This is a genomic window from Lysinibacillus sp. LZ02, assembly GCF_050613145.1.
GTDB lineage: Bacteria > Bacillota > Bacilli > Bacillales_A > Planococcaceae > Lysinibacillus_B.
The window spans coordinates 1684428-1704658 of sequence record NZ_CP192507.1 but is presented as its reverse complement, the minus strand read 5'-3'; the positions used below and the strand labels follow the sequence as shown (position 1 = coordinate 1704658).

Genomic DNA, 20231 nt, shown 5'->3' with positions numbered 1-20231 from the left:
GCGAGAATTTAGGTAATATATGCAGGGTCCAATGAGGAAAAAAATAGAGAGGAGTTTTTTAAACACAAGCTTCTGAAAATAGAAAGAGTAATTACGGGTTTATTTACAAAATACAGGTGTTATATATGAATAAACACAAAAAACCGCTACCACTGTAATAGTGATAGCGGTTTTAATTTTTGTAGCAATCATATACGCCACAAAGAATTTCTATCTATCTTTATATACTCGTGCTACGAAATAAGCAATTGAACCACTTCCAGAGTTACAACGAATACTCAATTTGAAACCATCTTTTTCAGCTTCCCAGAATTGTTTATTCTTATCTGTAGTTGTTTCAGCAACTTTTTGGGCACTTTCGCCTATGGCGCAATAACAATTATTATCGCTATAAATAGATGTTAAGGGACATTCTACACCGAAAGAAAATTTAGTGTCTGTATCACCGTATCGCATCGTAAAGCCATACTGTGTTCCTACTAAAGCATTTTCGCGCTTCTCCGTTGCAATGAATCCCGCTATAGGGTACTTAGCAACTCCAGGAATCTCAATACCTTCAGGAATAGGCGTAGTCATTAACATTGGTTTGCCATGAACATTATAATCACTTTCAAACACAAGAGGCTTATCCAATTCATTAATTAACAATACAATACAATTTGCTGGTTTTTGCATAAAATAGATGATAGGAATAATGACAGCTACGATAACAAGAGATGCAATCGCGACAACTACTCCAACTGTTGCGACTGTAACACCCGCCAAAGCCGCAATTGCTTCGGCTGCTCCAACTGCTAATTCTGTCACAACTGTCGAAGTTGACAAAAGACCAATCCCTAATGCACCAGAAAGAAGGATTTGTGCAGTTACAAGACCGGGATCGTCATCTTCCATAGATTTTAATCGTTCAAGCCCATCAATAAGTACATGAAGTTGTTTTTTAATGTCATCACCAGTCGCATTTATGAGAATTTCATACGTTTCCTTTTTCAAAGGAATTGGTGCTGTTTGATCACTTGCTTCTAACTCTGTGATGTCCTTACCTAGAGCGTCAGCCAACACTTGCTTTCTTTCCTCGATGAAGGCAGCTTGAAGCTTATTGATTTCCTCTTGGGAATTAGCTTTCTCTAGGGCTGCTGCATATTCTGGAAATAAAGAACGGAAACCTTGTTTTAACTTAAGATCAATATCAATTACTGGATGCATAAATCACTAACCTCCTATTGTTCATTCATATCAATTTGCCATAGCAAATAATTACCCTCGAGTTATACAAATGTTAACATTAACAAAAAAAGTATTCAAATACATTATATGTAAAAAAATATTTGTAAACTTTAACTTTTTTTTACTTGCGTTTTTAAAACGGAAACCAAGATGTTTATGTTACTATACTCTGTTCTTTTAACAACATAAAAAAGCCCGCTACCAATTGATACGCTACGCACTCGATAAACAGATTTTATTTTTTTATCTGTCTACCTAATGGGGAGCGTATCACAATTTCGATGGGCTTGTACTTATTTATTAGCTACATATTTATCCTGATAACGCTTGAGCATTTTTATCATTTGTTGATATTGAAGGATACATACGGGTCTATTACCCATCAAATTCCTTACCTTTTTTTAGAAGCATTTTCGCTTTGCTGTTTTTCTTTATGTGAATTCTTCATTTGTTCTTCAGTTAAATCATTCTCTTCACGTAAATCTAAATCGTCAGGACCTAATTCTACCCCAAACTCTTCTCGATTTAATTCATTTTTATTTTGCTTTTCTTTTGCCAAAATAATCACCTCCAAGTAATAAATTTTCCCTTTTGGAGTGATTTATACTTGGCTGCACTTTATTTCATCACTTCTGAAGTATTTTTAAGGCAACATATTTTCGGCTACGGATAACACCCTATCTACTATTTCACGCCATTTCCTATTCTGGTTACGCTTCTTTCTTGTCTTAGTTGTTCCACTCTCTTACATTTAGCTGGGATAGGTTAATCTAACACCTTTATATGATCTAATTCCCAAGCATAATGACCTTCTGTATAATCACAGAACGCTATTTTTAAACCATCTACGGTTTTTCCTTGTGATAAAACTGACACATGTTCTAAAGTGCATTCTACTTTGTAAGATGTAATACCATACTTTGCTAATGCACCTTTAATCGATGAATCTTCAAAAGCTTCCTTATCCACCGACTTACTAGCGTAAATAGCTAACGGACTTCGATATTTCGTCTGCCAGCTATGTGTTTCGAATTTCTTTTCACCTGAAGCAATCAGCGTTACCCAAGGCTATTTTATAGTGATCGCTTTCATATATTTACCTTCCTATGTAAAATCCTCGTAATGCTTAGTAATTTTTACAAAGTTATAGAATGACCGAACAAACCTCTTTTAGTATTTCTTTCAAAGTATCTACCGTATTTACTAATTTTCCTTTATTTTTCACTCATGGTATACTAAAATCATACAAACTTGAAGGGACTGAACTATGCGCAGATGGCAATATTTTTCATCCAACTGATTAAAAATAATTGGAGGTAAAAGTATTGATTAAAGAACTACACACCCAAAGACTACATTTAAGAAGAATGGAAGTTTCAGACGCACATAGCTTGTTTAAAATTTGGTCTGATCCAGATGTAACTAAATTTATGAACATCTCTAGCTTTACACATGAGTCACAAGCAAAAGAAGTGATTGAACTTTTTGAGAAGTTGGCTCAGGCTAGTGAAGCTATTCGGTTCAGCATGATTGAACTAAATTCCAACGAAATAATAGGTACATGTGGATTCAATTTTATAGACTTTGAAAATGCTAAGGCCGAAATTGGTTATGATATCGCTAAAGACTTTTGGGGCATGGGTTATGCTCGAGAAGGTATCAGTGCACTGCTTAATTATGCTTTTAAAACCTTAGAACTAAATAGAATCGAAGCAAAGGTAGAACCTGCAAATGTGAATTCTATCAAGGTATTGCAAAAACTTAATTTCACATTTGAAGGAACGCTTAGACAATACGAAAAATCTAAAGGAAAATTTATTGATATCAATATGTATTCACTATTAAAAACAGATTGATTTAAAATTTCCTAGGTCTATATCTTTATTTAGATATAGGCCTTTTATTTATATTCGATGATATTATTTCGTTTCGTTGATTCCCCAAATTGTTAAGTTTTATTGACGGAATGCTCAATATACTTTTTTGACGTGAGTAACAATGCGACCAACTTCCATCAATAAGTCTTTGGCTATTCCTTTGACCTTTTCAATATCTTCAAATTTTAGCACTACCTTTAATGAATTCGTATACTCTGGTGGATACAAACTCCCCGACAAATATCGGCATTGTACGTCAGGTAGCTGACCTTTAATCGGCACAATAAAGGATTCGTATACAACATATTCGTCCATTCACGTCACCTCATTGATGAAATGATGATTAAAAACTTATGGTATTATTTTTAATATAAATTGTATGGAGGTAATCAATAATGTTATTTGCAAATACACCAACTCCCCCTTACTATGCTGTTATTTTTACTTCTCAAAGAACTGAAAGCGACCCTACAGGCTACCATACTATGGCTGATTTAATGGTTGAACTTGCTTCAAAACAACCAGGGTTTTTAGGCGTTGAAAGCGCTAGAGAACAAAGTGGATTAGGGATCACCGTCTCTTACTGGGATTCATTAGACTCTATTCAACAATGGAAAGAAAACCTTTCCCACCTGAAAGCACAAGAAAAAGGAAAGAGAGATTGGTATTCTTCATACATTACACGTATTTGTAAAGTTGAAAGAGATTATACAAAAAGCAACTAATTATTGAGCTTCACCAATAGTCGTGAAGCTCTTCCTCTACAATTTGTTTCCACCGCTTTCCCGCACTATATAATAAAAAATTTTGTTATATATGGAAAATATTTTAACCATTACTCCCTTTCAAACGTATCCCCTAATTAGAAAGTGAGGTGAAATAACTAGTGGGTAAAAATACAAATATACTTTTCATAGTTCTTCTCGGTTTTGTGATTAGTTACATTTTTTCATCAGCATTCGCTCATTACGGCTTAAACACTACAAATCTACTTACTGGATTCATTATTGTTTGTTTAAGTGCCTCTACAGTTGCTTTGCTCGGGAAACTGTTTCCTGAAAAAATAGCTAGTGAAAGTTAATAGCATCATTATTTTTTAAAGTTTGGGAGTGGTTATTTGTAAAACTACTCCCAAATTTTCTATTCCACCTTCCTCCGCATAATGTTTCAAACACTCATTACCTCTTACCGTGATAACATAGCCCATAACCGCCCCAACTTCACCAAAACCTTTTGGCATTCTTGTTCAACGTCAATCACTATATATACTGCAGCTTCTGAAACTAGTGAAGTTTGTTCATTACGAATGGCAACGTATTTTAATACATTTTCTATTCGTCTACATCGGTCCGATATATGTACGCTCTAATTACGATGGAAACATATGCATCGCTATATTGCATTTCTAAAAAGAGAACACTATTTAAAATAGCTGGCTCATATACTGACATTTTGCATCCGTAGCTTTACTAGCGAGAGTGGATTTTTTTACTGCCGTTATTAAAATGAATTATTTTTAATGCCCTGATTGTGCTAGATAGTGAAATCCATATACAACTTAATTTAAAATAAGTGTTAAATCGGGCCTATTCACCTAAATGGCACTTATCCTCAGTTAAGTTGTATATCAAAATCGACAAATGGCGCTTTGGTCGATTTTTAAAGTGGACATGTCATTCTTTTTATAAAAAAATCGCACGTCTCTATTTATTTTTATCACGATAGAGAGTTACTTATTATTTTTCATAGTTAACCACCTCACAAAGGCACAAATCGGTCATTTTGAAGCACGACACATTTTTCAAAAAAAAGCCTGATTATCTTCATTTCCCATCCATAAAGGCGCTTTTTTCTTCCTCCGCGCTAGCTCCCTTTTTAGTAAATTTCTCTTTTTTTTAATATATCAGCTATTCGTAGAGCGCTCCATTTTGAATGAAAACGGATCATTTTTTCGCCAAAATGCAAGCAAATTGGACGATTCGTTAGCAAGATGTAGGGTGATTTTTGAAGTGGATTGTTATGTTGAATCATTAAAAAGTGTTTATATAATTTCTTCTCCTTTGTTGAATACGGGACAAAAACCTTATATTTCAAAGTTCCCCTACTTGCACCAAGTTTCGATCTTCACCGTTTTCTATTGCTATGAATGTATTATTTTGTACATTTTGGATACTCTACGAATGAGATAGGAGTGGGGAAATGAATACAAGTTATTTACAAGTAATTATCGAGACGGTCATTACGTTTTTTGTTTTGCTTGCATTTACGAGACTTTTAGGAAAAAAGCAACTGAGTCATCTAACATTTTTCAACTACATAACAGGCATTACAATTGGCTCCATTGCAGCCAATATGGTTATTATGGATACAAGCACTTATACAAAAGAATTAACAAGCCTTGTGATTTGGTGTGCACTCGCTACCTTTATTAGTTATATTAGTCTTAAATCAGGAAAAGTACGGACAATCCTAGATGGACAACCGACGATTGTTATAAAAAAAGGAGAAATCGATCGAAAAGCTTTGTCCGCAACTAAAATTAATCTCGATGACTTAACGATGATGATAAGACAACATCAAATTTTCTCTATTACTGAAATTGATTATGCCATTTTAGAGCCAAATGGTTCCCTTAGCATTCTAAAAAAACCCGAATTTCAAGAAACACAAAAAAGCGATTTAAACATCTCCCCTTCCCCTCCCCCATTTATACCGATTGAGGTAATCACAGATGGGAAACTATTAGAAAGAAATTTATTGGAAACGGGCATGAGTAAAGCTTGGTTGCAGGAACAATTGACAAAAGCGGATGTACAGTCTATTGAAGAGGTGTTTTACGCGGAAATTCAATCTAACGGTCAATTGTTTATTCAGAAAATGGATTAAGTCTAACTAGCTTCAAGTTGCCGCAGCGTTTAAAGATGCTGCGGCTTTTTATTTTTGCATTGTGGATTTTTGTACTTCGAGTAGCTCCGAAATCGTGACAAATTTATACCCTTGCTTTTGTAGTTCGGGTAAAATAGCTTCTAATGCCTTCGCGGTTTCCGCCGCCATCATGAAAAAGAATGACATTCCCTTCTGCACTTAATGATCTCCTATTTCTTGATGCCACGACTACTTTATCCCCTTCTTGTGCAATACCATTAATCATTGTTTTGCCCTACAACTAGTCTGCTTGAAACAGGTGAGTAGCTTAATTTCTAAGATTAACTTGGGGGACAGTCATTTTTTAGAGGCTGAATGTAGGTGTGATACATCTTGAATTTCGATTTTTCAGGACATGTTACGTTATTTCGCAAATGTAATATACTGACTAAAAAGGAGTGCGAATTTGCAATATAATTGTCAACCGTCTTCAACGAACCCTATCATTGGTAATCTTACGAAAGCTCTTAATGGGGAGTATACGGCTATACATTTTTATGAACAGCTCGCTAAACTTGCCCCAACCCCTGAAATTCAAAAGCGCATTCTGGAAATTAGACAAGATGAAATACGTCACTATCATGGTTTTGCTACTATCTATACTAGCCTTACAGGACATTCACCATCTCCACAAATAACTGAAGCATTACCTACTGATTTTAAAAGTGGTGTTCTTGCTGCATTTAAAGACGAACAAGAAGCTGTAGATTTTTATCACCGAGTAGCTAGGCAGTGTCATATCACATATATTAGTGAACAGTTTCGCTCAAATGCCGCAGATGAACAAAACCACGCCGTTTGGTTTTTATTTTTTATGACTCATTCTTAATGATTGGAGAGTGTGCCATAGTTACACTCTCCGCTCATTTTTTGTCCAAATGCATAATATTTGTTTAAGCTACATATGTGCATGTTAATGTTCCAGCATAATGATTGACTTTAAAAATCAACCTCTATGTTGCATAGGTTATCGTCTCATTTACTTGCATTTCGGCTAAAAATAAATGTTTTTAACGGTTCACTGTAGAATTTTGCTCATGCCGGATGGTTTTGACCAGATACCGCAGCTTTTTGACCGTTTACTGTCGACAGCTTTAAGATGATTTATATACATTGCTCCATTACCTTTCTATTAAAACATGTCATATACTGAAAGGAGTATCTCTTATGCCATGGCAATATAAAATTGGCTACTTAATAGGTCAACCTGTCGGCGTATCTCTGTCTAACGGGCAAGGAACTTCCGGAATTTTGTGCGGCGTTTCAAATGGAAAGCTGCTTGTACTCGAGTACTTATATCAAAGCCAATTCGCCCTAAAACAATATGACTTTCATATGATTCAAGATGTGAACGGGTTTCCACCTTGTCATATTCAATGATTATTTTAAAATAGCTTACACACATTATTAGCAAACAAAAAAATCCTCTACGAAGAACCTGTCTTCGCAAAGGATTCAAAGTAATTTGAAATACACTTAGGAAACATGCCCAAAATGTGGGCCCGCGCCGTTTTCATTTTGTAACATGAGCAGTTCAGATACAGTTACAAACTGGTAACCTTCTGCTTTTAATTTTACTAGCAATTCGGGTAACGCTTCAGCTGTGGACGCATGAATGTCATGCATTAAGACGATGGAACCATTTGTAACATTGTTTGTAACGATATCATTGATAGCGGCTGAATTACGACTTTTCCAATCTAGTGAGTCGACAGACCACAGAATCATAGAATAGTCATTCATCTTAGCATAGTGGACAACATCACTATTATAAGCTCCATAAGGTGGGCGAAATAATACCGGTTCAATGCCTGTAGCCATTTCAATTTTTGTATTCGCTTCGCTCATTTCCTTTATCATTTCTTGGCTTGTCATTTTTGTTAACTTTGGATGGCCATATGAATGATTCGCAATTTCGTGACCATCATTTGCTACTTGTGCCGCAATCTGTGGATATGTTTCTACTTGCTTACCTAGCATAAAGAAGGTTGCTTTTGCACCGTGTTGCTTTAACGTTTGCAAAATCCGCGGCGTCACTTTTGGGCTTGGTCCATCATCAAAGGTCAGCGCAATATATTTTCCATTGGGATCTAATTGTGATTTTTCTATACTTGTCATGTGTTCTAATTGCGCATTATTTAATAGAGTAGGGTTTAAATATGAACGTAATGCCTCAAGCGGGATTTTCATTTCTATTCCACCTACACTGCCGGCCGCCACTTCATATTGATCAAAGAAAATGTCCAGTGCTTGTTTATTCACCGACCATTTTAAATCATCAAGATCGCTTAACTTTTCATTTAATACATCTTCTCTTACATAGTCTTTCCACTCTTCCCGCCCCATTAATTGATCTTTTATTAATGTACGGATTGTTCCTGAAGTTTGATCATTTAAATGGATGATATCATGTAGTTGGACGCTTTCCCCTGTCCTCATATTTACCGTAAACGTTTTGAAAACTTGTGTCGGCTGCCCTTTTCCAACATATTGATAAGAGGTGAATAACAAACTATATAATTCACCCGCTGTTTCTACCTTTAAGTCAATAGTTAAATACGCTAAATTGTCTGCACTTAAAACGGCATTGTTACGTTCTACTTCTTCTATAAATACACTTTTTTGCTGCTCAATCCATTCTTTTATAGGGGTATCTAGGCTTTTACTTTTTAATGTCGGCATACTGATCGACATTGTATATGTATTCGTCTCTTTTGTTTCTGTCCTTACATTTAAACTAGCATCCTCGCTAAAATCTTGCCTTTTTTCTTCTTTCTCAGTTATCTGATTAGTACCGCTAGAAGCTTCTATTTCAGGACTTACCAAATGGTAAATAGCACCTAATGTTACGGCTGAAAATAAAATAAGTGCTACCCACCCTGCCCATTTAATTCGCTTAATAACCCTCATTTCCTTACACCTTTCACTAGTTTGTGTTGTTCTTCTATTAGATAGTTATAGCTCCATGTTTAAATACGCCACCTTAACGATCCGATTGATAGCGTTTAATGCTTCATTTCCTAAAGGCTCCTTCCTTTTTCAGTATTTTTATTGTCTATATAAGTTAGACGGATGACGGCGTGAAAAAGTTGAAAATAATCTTTTTATTTTTAGCGGCACGTATAGAAGAAAAGAAGAGGGTTTACAAATGTATGGGAATCCGTAATAGTAATGATAGAAAGGGCGTGAAAACATGTGTATTATCGCTTTTAGTTATAAGACGCACCCAGACTTCCCGATTATCATTACAGCAAATCGAGATGAGTTTTACATACGTGAAACGAAAACCGCGCATATTTGGGAAAATGCACCGCACATTTTAGCCGGACGGGACGGCGAAAAAGGTGGGACATGGTTAGGAGTTAGTAAGTCGGGACGCTTTGTTGCGATTACCAATTATCGAAATCCCCTGCTTGCGGACAAAGGCACTTATTCGCGAGGGCAAATCGCCACTGATTTTTTAAATAGCAATGAAAGGGCCGAACAATTTGCACTAAACTTACAAGTAAAACGGGATTTGTATGGACCATTTAATGTACTGCTTTATGATGGAGATAAGCTGTTTCACTACAACAATATGATGGATGAAGTGACAGAAGTGCAGCCTGGGATTCATTGTGTATCAAATGCGACACTCAATACCCCTTGGCCCAAAGTCGAATTGTTAAAAGATCATTTCACAAAAGTACTAATGAATGACGCTTGTTCCGACGATGATTTATTTCACATTTTAACAAACAAACAGCAAGCGTCAGATGAGGCATTACCGTCAACGGGTGTACCCCTTGAACTCGAAAGAAAATTATCACCGATTTTCATTCAATTTGAAGGCTATGGTACACGCTGCTCAACCGTTGTCCGATTAGATAAAACCGCATGGCACTTTACAGAACGCACATTTGAACAGGGAGAATATCATGCAAGCAAACAATTTCAATTTCCTATTGAAAAGGAACTATAAGGAGGGATTCATGTGAAACAGGTAGTAGACCATTTAGGCAGAAGCGTGACGTATGCATTTCCACCAAAACGAATTATTTCTCTTTGCCCTGCTATTACAGAAACATTATTTCATCTAAGCTTGCAGCAAGAAATTGTTGGGCGTACAAAGTATTGTATATTCCCAGAACAACAAGTAGCCCATGTCCAAACAGTAGGCGGCACAAAGCAAGTCGATTTAGCTACGATTCAATCATTACAACCAGATTTAATTATTATGGAGAAAGAAGAAAATACAAAAGAAATGGTGGACATGCTCGAAAATCATTTCCCTGTTTATGTTTTTCAGGTGGAATCGATCTCAGAAGCACAGCGGATGATTGAAGATGCTGGCCAATTAGTGAATCGAGTAGAAAAAAGTAAAGAGTTGGTCCTTCAAATTGACGTAGCATTGAAAGCACTTCCAAGAAAATCCGGAAGAGCAGCATATATGATGTGGCGTAAACCATATATGGTTGTTGGTGCTACTACTTATATTAATGATATGTTGGAAACGGTTGGCTTTGAAAACCCATTTACAGCTTCTGAAGGACGGTACCCTGTCGTCGATATTGAAGCCTTAAAAAATGCCCAACTAGATTACCTATTTTTATCGACAGAGCCATTTCCGTTCGCGCAAAAACATATTGAGGAATTGGCGCTTCATTTGCCAAATACTACTATCCAAATCATCGATGGTGAAATGTTTTGGTACGGGGCAAAAATGAAAGAAGCTGCTCCTTATTTGAAACAGTTTTGGCAGTAAAACAAAAGAATTTTTATCCGCTAAAAAGCTGTTCCCGAATGAGTCATTTACTCCTTTCTGAAACAGCTTCTTTTTATTTTATTGTTGAATCAAACGTTGTTTTTCAAGTACCCATCGTTGTTGTACAGTTGCAGAAAGAAAAGCTTCGTCGTGTGAAACGATGATTATAACCCCTTGATACCCTCTAACAAATGATTCAAGTGCTTCGATTAAAGAAATATCTAAAAAGTTTGTCGGCTCATCCAGCAATAGCACATTATAATCGCCGATAAACAACAAGGACAATTGAAGGCGCATCGCTTCACCACCGCTTAAATAACGAACAGACTTTACTAAATCGGTATCGATAAAATGCATTGCAGCTAATATTTTTCGTAAATGCCCTTCATCATATGTCGATTGTTCCTTTACAAAATCAATAACCATTTTATGCGAGTTAAACTGATAGTTCATTTGCTGAAAGTAGCCAATTTTTACTTTAGGTGAAATGTCAATACCTTCAAAGCCTTGTGCAATCGCTCGTAGCAACGTACTTTTACCTACACCGTTCTTACCAACAATCCCGATTTTACTTCCTTTTCTTACTTGGAAAGAAACTTGGTTCAACAATAGTCGCTCCCCTACTTGAAGGGAAAAGTCATTAGCTAAAATCGGCACCTTATTGTGTAATTCTGCAATCGCTCGATGTGTGAAATAAAAGTTTTTTTGTTCTTGTACATTGTCTACGTTCTCTAGCTTACTTGCTCGCTCTTCTAGTGCTTTCGCCGCACGATGAAGGGCTTTTTGACCGGATGCCTTTGATTTCGTTTCAAACATACGATTTGCTTTCGCCTTCGTCTCTCTACTCTTTGTCTTCAACATTTTTTCTGCGCGCTTCTTTTTTTCTTCAGCAGCCATTTCAAGCCGCTTTTTCTCTTTTACAAACGCCTCATGTGCTTGTATTTGTTGCAGTCGTTCGAGCTCTTTTTGTGCTTTATAATCCGAATAGTTCCCCGTATAAGCAGTTACCTGCCCATCACGTACTTCCCAAATCGTTTCAACTAAAGCATCTAAAAGTAGACGGTCATGACTCACAATAATGAGTGTACCATAGTAATAGCCTAGCTCTTCTATTAGAAAATCAATACCCTCACAATCTAAATGGGAAGTTGGCTCGTCTAATAAATAACAAGGGGAGTAGCTAGAAAATACATTAGCTAGCTTCCATTTCGTTTGCTCTCCACCACTCAAATACGCAGCATGATCTGGCAAATGTAATTTTCCTTTTAGTGCAAAATCCGTAATATCATTTATTTCGGCACTTGTTTGGTCCATATAGTCAAAGTCCGTAAAGTACTTCACCTGCCCTGTTGTTGGCTTTATTTTCCCAGCTAACAATTTAAGTAACGTACTTTTACCCGCACCGTTTTCACCAACAATGCCAATTCGGTCAAACTGATGCACCATTAAATGTGGTATCGCTACAATCTCTTTATCTAAAAACTGTACTGTCACTTGATTAAGTTCAAATTGAATTTGTTCCATTTTCACTACCTCCGAAAGTTGATTTCGTACCGATAGTGATATCGATACGAGTAATTGGGGTTACTCGTATCGGCTTACATGAACAATAAATACATGCAGATTCATCTCCTATTTTTATTGTCAATCCATTTTGGCAATAAAAAAGCAGGCTAAATCCGCACATGTACGCTTTAGCCTGCCTAAAAAATCCATATGAAAAAGAAGGTTCCGACTAAGAGCGGTTACCATTACCCTTCCATTCGAATCGTAAGCACAACAAAAAAGCCCACTCACTGTGTGGAAAAAACACTCACTTTTTTATTGCCCGCTTAGCGTAAACGAATAGAATACATAATGATAACCCTCCTCCCCTAAATATAGTGCTATTTTATACCAAATATACTATTTTTACAATAAGAGAATATCCCTAGAACTAAACTTGAGTGACGACACATTATTCTGCTATCTATATGTAATAAATAAAAGCTCCCACCTTTATGAGAGCTTCTTCTTACATTTTCAGTTGTTTCACCAAGTACCATAACACACTAGATAGTTCTTTTACTTCATTTGTATACGGAGAATCTTTAAATTCATATGTAAACGCTCGTAATAATGCATGGACCACAACTTCACGAGGTGTCTCCTTCTTAATCTCCTCTAGTAAAGCATCTGTTACATCTTGCTGTGGCTTTGTAAAATGTGGTTGCGCTTGGAACGTCTCCAATTGCTCGAGCACTTCTTCTGCTGAGACTTCGACTTTCGTAAAGGAGCCGATAAATACACTCACGTTTTGAATATCAAATAAACCTGTCCCTTGATGAATGAGCATTGGCACAATTTCTTTCATGTATTTCATCGTAGAGGTAGCGACTGCTTTCACTTCTAGTGTATTTTGATGAATCAGCTTTCCTGTAAATGATAAATGCTGCATCATGCCATAATATAAAACAGCTGCTTCAAAAGCATGATCGCGAATGTCGTCACCAAAAACTTCTTCAAATCGAGTGGCAAGCCAATCTAACTCTAACACGCGATATTTTAAAACAAGCTTTTTCAGCTCTATATCACCCGAGTGTAAAATTTCTTCAAACACTCGGTCTATGCCACGTGAACGATTAATACTAGATAGCACCGTTATTTGTTCGACTAGTACATCTACATCTTGAGGGTCTTTACCAATCATAATTTCCCCACGTGCTAATATAGCATCATAACGTGCTTGCTCTAAAATTGCACCGACACACTCATGCTTGGATGAAAAATAATTATAAAATGTCCCTTTGGAAATACTCGCCCGTTCTAATATATCCTGAATGGATGTTTGGCCAATTCCTTTTTCAACAAATAAGGACAACGCATGATCAACGACTAATTTTTTACGTTTATTCATAATGTCTCCTTCTTTTTTTCTTTGTCTTAAGTATAACACGATATTTTGAAGGAAGTAACCGACTTATACTTACGTTATTTTTCTTTGATTTTTTTGGACTTATAGTATAAAATCTTTCGAGTGAAGAAAAATTAATAATAGAAATATAGGGGGAAAAGAATGAATACTAGCACTATAGAAAAAAAACCGCCATATTTAATGCTCGGCATTTTATTTTTTGGAGCATTTGTATCGTTTTTAAATAACTCATTGCTAAATGTTGCCCTTCCATCCATTATGGTTGATTTCGGTATGAAGGATTATTCCACTGTGCAATGGCTAGCAACAGGCTATATGCTTGTGAGCGGGGTTTTAATTCCCGTGTCTGCATTTTTAATTACACGATTTAAAAATCGTACACTCTTTATTGCCTCAATGGCACTGTTTACATTAGGCACAATTATGGCTGCACTTGCACCAAGCTTCGGCTTTTTACTTGCTGGTCGTATGATTCAAGCAGCTGGTTCATCTGTAATGGGGCCATTGCTTATGAACATTATGCTAGTAAGCTTCTCTCGTGAAAAACGCGGGGCAGCTATGGGGATTTTCGGTCTTGTGATGATTACCGCACCAGCCATTGGACCAACATTGTCTGGCTACATTGTTGAATACTATGATTGGCGTGTATTGTTTGAAATGATTATTCCATTTGCCGTCATTAGTTTAGCATTAGCCGTTTGGAAGTTAGAAAACGTGATGGATACACGTCAAACGTCATTAGACTACTTCTCTGTTGTATTATCTTCTATCGGTTTTGGCGGGATTTTATATGGATGTAGTTCAGCAAGTTCGGATGGTTGGTCAGATCCAGTCGTTGTCACAACGCTTATTGTTGGTTCGATTGGTTTAGTGTGGTTTATTGTGCGCCAATTCCGTTTAGAGCAACCATTACTCGATTTACGTGTTTATAAATATCCAATGTTTGCTTTGGCATCTGTTATTGCCATGGTCAATGCCGCAGCCATGTTTTCGGGGATGATTTTAACACCGGCTTATGTACAAAGTGTGAGAGGAATTTCACCATTAGATTCTGGTTTAATGATGCTACCTGGAGCAGTAATGATGGGGATTATGTCGCCCATTACAGGGAAATTATTCGATAAATTTGGACCGCGTGCACTAGCAGTTATCGGTCTATCTATTACAACTTATGCAACGTACTTATTATCCGAATTACAGCTTGATACAACGTATACACATATCGTTGTTGTTTATACTTTACGCATGTTTGGACTGTCAATGGTCATGATGCCCATTATGACAAATGGGTTAAATCAATTACCAACTCGTTTAAATCCACATGGTACAGCAGTAAACAATACGGCTCAGCAAGTAGTTGGTTCAATCGGTACAGCATTATTTGTGACGATTATGAATTCCGTTGCGACTTCTAAAGGAGCCGAATTAGCTGGAACAATGGATATGACACAAGAAAATGCAATGGCCATGCTACAACAACAAGCGTTACTAGAAGGGATTCATTTTTCATTCTTAGTCGCAACAGTTGTAACAGTCTTAGCACTAGTATTATCATTCTTCTTAAAACGTGTTAACGTTAGTCCAGAAGAAATTGAAAAATTAGAAAAGCAATGAGAAAAGCGCAAGCGCCCTCTCTAGCCCCGACATGCGTTGGAGATAGGCTCACAGTGTGCTTGCACACGAAGAGACTTTCGAAACGTCACGAGGGGCTGGGCGCTGGAGCTAGACACTCTTTCAATTTGAAAAAATTTATACTTTCTTAGCTTTTAAAAACAGCGCGAGTGGAAATACCACTCGCGCTTTTACTTATTCAATACATCGGCACCTTTAGCACAATCGGTTCACCTAATTCATCATAATTTTGGTCATAGACTGGGGCTATTTTTAATTGAATACTCGCAATATCTCGCGGTTTCGATGCAAAGTCAATCATCACTGTGCCTTGCTTTTTCTCATTCGGTTCAAAATGAGAGCCAAATTTATGTGAAAATTTTGGGTTTAGAACCGTTGTTTCATTGCTATCCGCAAAAATTTTAGCGTCGTCGATGTTAAACAGAACTGGCTGTCCCCCATTGTTTTCTACTGTCACTTCTAACACCGCTAACGTTGCACGATCATGCCCTTCTACCGCTTTTTTAATTTGATCATTTGCCGGAATTAGCTGCTCTAATCGTACTTCAGTTACTGTTAATTGAACTGGACCAGATGTAGCCGTATGAGCTACTGCTCCAGATTCAAATAAAATATCGTGAGTCCCTAACTTATCTGTCATCGTTTTTATGCCAACATTTGAATCTTCAATATGTACTTCTTCCTCAACTGGAGCTACCGTTGCAGCAGCTGCATTTTCAAGAGGTGTCTCTTTTAACTTTTTAAGCGGACTATCCTCGCTCATCAATAAAAGTGCTACAATGGCAATGGTTGATAAACAAACCGTTATGATACCGCTTACTAGTACCATTTTACCTTTTCCCATATTATCACTCCCTATCCTACTACTATTATAACTAAAAATATGTAATTTCTATAGATATAATTATCCAATGTTATAAAACGTTTTTGCTTTAAAAAGAAACTTTATATCGTAAATTCATTATATTTTAAAATTCAATAGTTATTTAGAATTATATTTCCCGAAAAAGTATTCACATTCATTTATGAAAAACAGCTTATTGCATACTGGAATCACTTTTTGATTAAAGCCTTCATACTAAAAAAGAGTATCCAGAAAGAAAATACTTTCCAGATACTCCTTCATTTATTTTACTTCTTGTTCTAAAGCTTGGAATTCTGCCATTCTCGCGGTTGCACGCCAATAGTGATAGACGAGTCGATCGATCCATAGAAGCGCTTCTACCTTGGATACCGCTTCTTCTAAAGCTTTTTCACTTGTTACGGAACGTTCGAAGTATTCCGCGCGTTTAATACGACGTTCTTGTGCCATCTCTTGCGAAGTTTGTTCAAGTATAATAGAAATTTCTAATAACTTTTCCTCATCATGTAGCACTTCTGTAATATCAGTTAAAATTGCTTGCCATTTGATCATTATTTTCTCTTGGAAATAAATCGCTTCTACCTTTTGTTGTTCTCGTAGCACTTTGATTAAACGGCTCAAATGATCCAGCGTATGCAAAATGCAAATATGTTGATGCCGCTCTTTACTAGAGGTTGACTGGACTAAATTTAAGAAATCACGTGTTTGATCGATTGCCTCTTCTACTTCAAGCATCATCTTTTCATATTCAACCGTTACTTTCTTTTCCGCAATAAGTAACTTTAAAGCATTCGTTAAATGTATCATAATATCTCGCAGCGTTTTATAGCTGACGTAAATAGCTACAGATGGTACTTGTCTTAAACTATCATCAAGATTTTTCGTTAATGCATTTTCACGTTCAGGTACAATTTTCATCAGTACATTCGCAAATATCTTCATAAACGGTAGGAAAATAATCATCCCGATTACACTAAACATTGTATGGAAAATAGCAAGTGCCAGCGTTTGATCAAATTCTCCAGCAATCCGTTCTGTTATCCACTTTGCTATCTTGATAAAATATGTAAATCCAATTGTGACAAAGACAGCTGTAATCGCATTAAATAAAAAATGCGTCATCGCTGTACGTTTAGCGGATACAGATGCACCAATTGCTGCAAAAAGTGCTGTAGCTGTCGTACCAATATTTTGACCAATGACTAAATAAGCTGCTTGGTTAAAGTCAATAGCCCCTGCAAATAATGCGGTTAATGTTGCCGCCATCGCCGCGCTGGATGCCTGCATAATAACCGTCATCACTAACCCAATCAAAATTAACAAAATAATCGAGACGAACGAATCAGCAGGAATGGATTCAAATGAAATAAAGTCTTGTGCTGACCCCATCCCCTGTTGTAACATATCAATCCCAAGGAATAATAAACCAAACCCTGCAAGTACACTACCGAATTTTTTAATGTCATTTGGTGCAATTAAAGACATAAATACACCGACACCAATAATCGGCAAACTCATCGTTTGAAGGCTAATTTTAAAGCCGATTAATGAAATAATCCAGCCTGTGCTCGTGCTCCCGATGTTCGCACCGATAATGACGCCAATCGATTGTAAAAATGTTAATAAGCCTGCACTAACGAAGCCGATTGTTAACAGCGTTGTTGCCGTCGAAGACTGCACTAAAACCGTCATGAGCGCACCCGTTATAATCGCTGTAAATGTCCCTTTTGTAAATGTATTAAGCCATCTTTTTAATGCCTCACCTGCCACTTCTTTTAATCCATTTGTCAGCATTGTCATGCCTAATAAAAATAAACCAATCCCACCAAAAATCGTAAGCATTCACACACCACCAATATTTACTAGTCAACTATTAAGTCTACCATTTCTTTCATATAAAATTAACAATAATTTTACATCCAAGCAACATTACGTTAAAAATAAAAAGCTGTGCATTCACACAGCCTTCAAATAAATCACGAGTTCTTGACGATATACGCCATCTTCTAAGTAGTGATCTAAATTATGAAAATCATATTGGTAATTACCATGTGGGAATGTAACACTTTCCCCTTGTACTGCTGCTAAGAGACCTGCCACATCTGTTGAGACCATCTCTAAAACTTCTTCACCCGTTGCTGTTAAAACAAATACTATGTTCATAAGTCCGTTGCCAAAAATTTATAAAAATCTATAAATCTTGTTTAATTCTTGCTTCTACGTGTCCGATTTTGCCTAAGCTACTTTCGTTTGATATAACACTCCACAAGCGTAAATTCGGATACAACGAATCCTACATATTAATAGTTGTCTTTCAGGTGACTATACTATTAATTTTCCATACCTAGCTAAGTTTATAGATGCATTTAAATCTCTATCTATTTCTAAACTACATTCACATTTATATACTCTATCTGAAAGTTTTAAATCACTCTTGATCGTGCCACAACATGAACATTTTTTAGAAGATGGATAAAAACGATCCACTTGAATGAATCCAATCCCGTATTTTTCACACTTGTACGTCATTTGTCGAATAAATTCATGTAATTTTTGCTTAGCAACAGCTTTGGATAAGTGACGATTTTTCATCATTCCTTTTACATTTAAATCCTCCATCACTACTTTGCAAGGCTTGGTTTTCACAATGCTATTTGTAGCTTGGTGAATGTAATTATCACGTATGTTTTTCAATCGTCTGTGTAGGTGTTGTATCTTCTTTTCGATTTTTATAATATTGCATGTTTTGACGAAACGGTTTCCCTCCTTATTCATTTCATATTTGCGAGATACACTACGCTGCAATCTATGTAGCTTCTTCTCGGTCTTACGTACTTCATTTGTCTTATTAATATTTTTAAATACTTGACCATTTGAACAAACAGCTAACTCTTTAACACCTAAGTCAATACCTATCACTTCTTCGAATAGTTCTTCTTGGATGGTATCTTGCGCTAACCCTACTGATAAATACCAATACTTATTGTCATGACTAATTCTCGGATTACTATATTTGACACCAATAGGTAATTGCTCATTCGTTTTTATCCAACCCACTTTTTCAATCAGTACTAATTTTCCATCTTTGACTTTTAACTTTACATTGTCGTTGTAGAATGACTTCTTGCTCTTTTTTCTGCTTTTAAATATTGGTTTATTGGCTAAACCTTTGAAAAACTTGCTGAAAGCATCACATGCATCTTTAACCGCCTGTTTTGCTACATTGTTAGATACTTCATTTAACCAAAACAACTCAGTTGTCTTTAATTGGGTTAATTCTTTCCTCAGAACGCCATCAGCTATAAATTTGCCGCCATTTTTATAATTTTCTTCTTGTTTTGCAAGTGTCCAATTGTAAATAAATCTTGCTGTCCCTACTGATTGCCACAATTTTTGCTCTTGCAATTCACTTGGGTATAATCTAACTTTCTTTGCCAGTATCATCCCCTAAGAACTCCTTAATCATTTTCTTAGCTTTATTTGCCCTTTTACCTTGAAGCCTACAACTAAATACCGTCACTATTTGAATGAAATCTTCTACTAACTCTTGTTCTTCGGTTTTCTCCGTATGATCAATAATTTCAATAGCAGTTCCATACTTTTCACAAAGATTTTCTATTAACTCATATCCAAATCGTATGAGTCTATCTTTGTAAAGAACCACTATTTTATCGACTTCTGAATTAGTAATCATATCTAACAATCGATTTAACCCTTGTTTATTGTAGTTAATTCCACTCCCTATATCTGAGATGATCTCAAATTGATAACCTTTAGCGTACATGTATGTCTTTACATGTTCTATTTGTCGCTCAAGATCATCTTTTTGTTTATGCGAACTAACCCTGCAATAACCAATCGTCTTTTTATTTAGTTGTGTAGATTGCTTCAAACCTAAAAAATGATGAAGTTGTTCTTGGGAATAATATCTCGTACCACCTTCAGTTACATGATGTGGTTTTAGAGTACCTTTTTTATCCCAATTTCTAAGAGTTTGAATGGTTTTACCTATTTTATCTGCAAAGTCTCCTATTGAGTAATATTTCAACA

20 protein-coding genes and 1 pseudogene are annotated in these 20231 nt (G+C 36.2%); 8 read left to right on the top strand and 13 right to left on the bottom strand.

Annotated elements, in window-relative coordinates; genetic code table 11:
* Positions 1 to 210: 210 nt before the first annotated feature.
* The 3 genes from ACQQ2I_RS08070 to ACQQ2I_RS08060 form a co-directional block, all read right to left on the bottom strand.
* The gene (locus ACQQ2I_RS08070) at positions 211 to 1206 is read right to left on the bottom strand and encodes a hypothetical protein (RefSeq protein WP_431030012.1); all 996 of its coding nucleotides are present in this window, start codon (positions 1204 to 1206) and stop codon (positions 211 to 213) included.
* A gap of 412 nt (positions 1207 to 1618) precedes the next feature.
* Positions 1619 to 1786: a hypothetical protein gene (locus ACQQ2I_RS08065; protein WP_431030564.1), complete on the bottom strand. Its 168-nt coding sequence runs from the start codon at positions 1784 to 1786 to the stop codon at positions 1619 to 1621.
* A gap of 206 nt (positions 1787 to 1992) precedes the next feature.
* Positions 1993 to 2196: a hypothetical protein gene (locus ACQQ2I_RS08060; RefSeq protein WP_431030011.1), complete on the bottom strand. Its 204-nt coding sequence runs from the start codon at positions 2194 to 2196 to the stop codon at positions 1993 to 1995.
* Between the two features lie 356 nt (positions 2197 to 2552).
* Between ACQQ2I_RS08060 and ACQQ2I_RS08055 the strand changes: the two genes are divergently transcribed.
* On the top strand, positions 2553 to 3083 hold the full coding sequence (locus ACQQ2I_RS08055; protein WP_431030010.1) for a GNAT family N-acetyltransferase: 531 nt from the start codon (positions 2553 to 2555) through the stop codon (positions 3081 to 3083).
* Between the two features lie 114 nt (positions 3084 to 3197).
* On the opposite strand, the gene ACQQ2I_RS08050 is transcribed toward ACQQ2I_RS08055, so the two are convergent.
* Positions 3198 to 3419 (bottom strand): hypothetical protein, encoded by a 222-nt coding sequence (locus ACQQ2I_RS08050; protein ID WP_431030009.1) that lies wholly within the window; start codon positions 3417 to 3419, stop codon positions 3198 to 3200.
* A gap of 80 nt (positions 3420 to 3499) precedes the next feature.
* Here ACQQ2I_RS08050 and ACQQ2I_RS08045 point away from each other — a divergent pair, with 80 nt between their 5' ends.
* Both ACQQ2I_RS08045 and ACQQ2I_RS08040 read left to right on the top strand, forming a co-directional pair.
* Positions 3500 to 3829 carry an antibiotic biosynthesis monooxygenase family protein gene (locus ACQQ2I_RS08045; protein WP_431030008.1) on the top strand — a complete coding sequence of 110 codons (330 nt, stop codon included), beginning with the start codon at positions 3500 to 3502 and terminating at the stop codon, positions 3827 to 3829.
* Between the two features lie 1474 nt (positions 3830 to 5303).
* Positions 5304 to 5990 (top strand): DUF421 domain-containing protein, encoded by a 687-nt coding sequence (locus ACQQ2I_RS08040; protein WP_431030007.1) that lies wholly within the window; start codon positions 5304 to 5306, stop codon positions 5988 to 5990.
* 48 nt (positions 5991 to 6038) lie between these two features.
* Here the strand turns inward: ACQQ2I_RS08040 and ACQQ2I_RS08035 are convergent.
* Positions 6039 to 6180 (bottom strand): annotated as a pseudogene (locus ACQQ2I_RS08035) (polysaccharide deacetylase family protein); the annotation flags it as partial.
* A gap of 255 nt (positions 6181 to 6435) precedes the next feature.
* Here ACQQ2I_RS08035 and ACQQ2I_RS08030 point away from each other — a divergent pair.
* The gene (locus ACQQ2I_RS08030; RefSeq protein ID WP_431030006.1) at positions 6436 to 6858 is read left to right on the top strand and encodes a ferritin-like domain-containing protein; all 423 of its coding nucleotides are present in this window, start codon (positions 6436 to 6438) and stop codon (positions 6856 to 6858) included.
* Positions 6859 to 7196: 338 nt separating this feature from the next.
* A complete protein-coding gene (locus ACQQ2I_RS08025) occupies positions 7197 to 7409 on the top strand; it encodes a hypothetical protein (protein ID WP_431030005.1) in 213 nt (70 codons plus the stop codon).
* A 96-nt stretch (positions 7410 to 7505) separates the two neighbouring features.
* On the opposite strand, the gene ACQQ2I_RS08020 is transcribed toward ACQQ2I_RS08025, so the two are convergent.
* Positions 7506 to 8939 (bottom strand): polysaccharide deacetylase family protein, encoded by a 1434-nt coding sequence (locus ACQQ2I_RS08020; protein WP_431030004.1) that lies wholly within the window; start codon positions 8937 to 8939, stop codon positions 7506 to 7508.
* A 283-nt stretch (positions 8940 to 9222) separates the two neighbouring features.
* Here ACQQ2I_RS08020 and ACQQ2I_RS08015 point away from each other — a divergent pair, with 283 nt between their 5' ends.
* A complete protein-coding gene (locus ACQQ2I_RS08015; RefSeq protein ID WP_431030003.1) occupies positions 9223 to 9990 on the top strand; it encodes an NRDE family protein in 768 nt (255 codons plus the stop codon).
* A gap of 12 nt (positions 9991 to 10002) precedes the next feature.
* Positions 10003 to 10773, top strand: coding sequence for an ABC transporter substrate-binding protein (locus ACQQ2I_RS08010; protein ID WP_431030002.1), 771 nt, complete (start codon positions 10003 to 10005; stop codon positions 10771 to 10773).
* 78 nt (positions 10774 to 10851) lie between these two features.
* Here the strand turns inward: ACQQ2I_RS08010 and abc-f are convergent, their stop codons facing one another.
* Positions 10852 to 12297: a ribosomal protection-like ABC-F family protein gene (gene abc-f, locus ACQQ2I_RS08005; RefSeq protein ID WP_431030001.1), complete on the bottom strand. Its 1446-nt coding sequence runs from the start codon at positions 12295 to 12297 to the stop codon at positions 10852 to 10854.
* Positions 12298 to 12787: 490 nt separating this feature from the next.
* The gene (locus ACQQ2I_RS08000; protein WP_431030000.1) at positions 12788 to 13669 is read right to left on the bottom strand and encodes a TetR/AcrR family transcriptional regulator; all 882 of its coding nucleotides are present in this window, start codon (positions 13667 to 13669) and stop codon (positions 12788 to 12790) included.
* A gap of 159 nt (positions 13670 to 13828) precedes the next feature.
* Here ACQQ2I_RS08000 and ACQQ2I_RS07995 point away from each other — a divergent pair, with 159 nt between their 5' ends.
* On the top strand, positions 13829 to 15301 hold the full coding sequence (locus ACQQ2I_RS07995) for an MDR family MFS transporter (RefSeq protein WP_431029999.1): 1473 nt from the start codon (positions 13829 to 13831) through the stop codon (positions 15299 to 15301).
* 196 nt (positions 15302 to 15497) lie between these two features.
* Here the strand turns inward: ACQQ2I_RS07995 and ACQQ2I_RS07990 are convergent, their stop codons facing one another.
* The 5 genes from ACQQ2I_RS07990 to ACQQ2I_RS07970 all read right to left on the bottom strand — a co-directional run bounded on the left by ACQQ2I_RS07990 (position 15498) and on the right by ACQQ2I_RS07970 (position 20229).
* Positions 15498 to 16163 (bottom strand): hypothetical protein, encoded by a 666-nt coding sequence (locus tag ACQQ2I_RS07990; protein ID WP_431029998.1) that lies wholly within the window; start codon positions 16161 to 16163, stop codon positions 15498 to 15500.
* Positions 16164 to 16445: 282 nt separating this feature from the next.
* Entirely contained in the window at positions 16446 to 18023 is a 1578-nt protein-coding gene (locus tag ACQQ2I_RS07985; RefSeq protein ID WP_431029997.1) for a Na/Pi cotransporter family protein, read from the bottom strand.
* Positions 18024 to 18137: 114 nt separating this feature from the next.
* Entirely contained in the window at positions 18138 to 18344 is a 207-nt protein-coding gene (locus ACQQ2I_RS07980) for a thymidylate synthase (RefSeq protein WP_391370269.1), read from the bottom strand.
* A 159-nt stretch (positions 18345 to 18503) separates the two neighbouring features.
* A complete protein-coding gene (locus tag ACQQ2I_RS07975; protein ID WP_431029996.1) occupies positions 18504 to 19625 on the bottom strand; it encodes an RNA-guided endonuclease InsQ/TnpB family protein in 1122 nt (373 codons plus the stop codon).
* Complete coding sequence (locus ACQQ2I_RS07970; protein ID WP_431030475.1) at positions 19603 to 20229, bottom strand: IS607 family transposase; 627 nt, start codon at positions 20227 to 20229, stop codon at positions 19603 to 19605. The genes ACQQ2I_RS07975 and ACQQ2I_RS07970 overlap by 23 nt, the downstream gene beginning before the upstream one ends.
* Between the last annotated feature and the right edge of the window lie 2 nt (positions 20230 to 20231).

What these genes read in the sequence shown, in the direction of transcription:
- ACQQ2I_RS07995 (WP_431029999.1), top strand. Translation starts at nt 13,829, where the DNA reads ATGAATACTAGCACTATAGAAAAAAAACCGCCATATTTAATGCTCGGC.
- ACQQ2I_RS08070 (WP_431030012.1), bottom strand. Translation starts at nt 1,206, where the DNA reads ATGCATCCAGTAATTGATATTGATCTTAAGTTAAAACAAGGTTTCCGT.
- ACQQ2I_RS07980 (WP_391370269.1), bottom strand. Translation starts at nt 18,344, where the DNA reads ATGAACATAGTATTTGTTTTAACAGCAACGGGTGAAGAAGTTTTAGAG.
- abc-f (WP_431030001.1), bottom strand. Translation starts at nt 12,297, where the DNA reads ATGGAACAAATTCAATTTGAACTTAATCAAGTGACAGTACAGTTTTTA.
- ACQQ2I_RS07985 (WP_431029997.1), bottom strand. Translation starts at nt 18,023, where the DNA reads ATGCTTACGATTTTTGGTGGGATTGGTTTATTTTTATTAGGCATGACA.
- ACQQ2I_RS08015 (WP_431030003.1), top strand. Translation starts at nt 9,223, where the DNA reads ATGTGTATTATCGCTTTTAGTTATAAGACGCACCCAGACTTCCCGATT.
- ACQQ2I_RS08020 (WP_431030004.1), bottom strand. Translation starts at nt 8,939, where the DNA reads ATGAGGGTTATTAAGCGAATTAAATGGGCAGGGTGGGTAGCACTTATT.
- ACQQ2I_RS08000 (WP_431030000.1), bottom strand. Translation starts at nt 13,669, where the DNA reads ATGAATAAACGTAAAAAATTAGTCGTTGATCATGCGTTGTCCTTATTT.
- ACQQ2I_RS08040 (WP_431030007.1), top strand. Translation starts at nt 5,304, where the DNA reads ATGAATACAAGTTATTTACAAGTAATTATCGAGACGGTCATTACGTTT.
- ACQQ2I_RS08045 (WP_431030008.1), top strand. Translation starts at nt 3,500, where the DNA reads ATGTTATTTGCAAATACACCAACTCCCCCTTACTATGCTGTTATTTTT.
- ACQQ2I_RS08050 (WP_431030009.1), bottom strand. Translation starts at nt 3,419, where the DNA reads ATGGACGAATATGTTGTATACGAATCCTTTATTGTGCCGATTAAAGGT.
- ACQQ2I_RS07975 (WP_431029996.1), bottom strand. Translation starts at nt 19,625, where the DNA reads ATGATACTGGCAAAGAAAGTTAGATTATACCCAAGTGAATTGCAAGAG.
- ACQQ2I_RS07990 (WP_431029998.1), bottom strand. Translation starts at nt 16,163, where the DNA reads ATGGGAAAAGGTAAAATGGTACTAGTAAGCGGTATCATAACGGTTTGT.
- ACQQ2I_RS08025 (WP_431030005.1), top strand. Translation starts at nt 7,197, where the DNA reads ATGCCATGGCAATATAAAATTGGCTACTTAATAGGTCAACCTGTCGGC.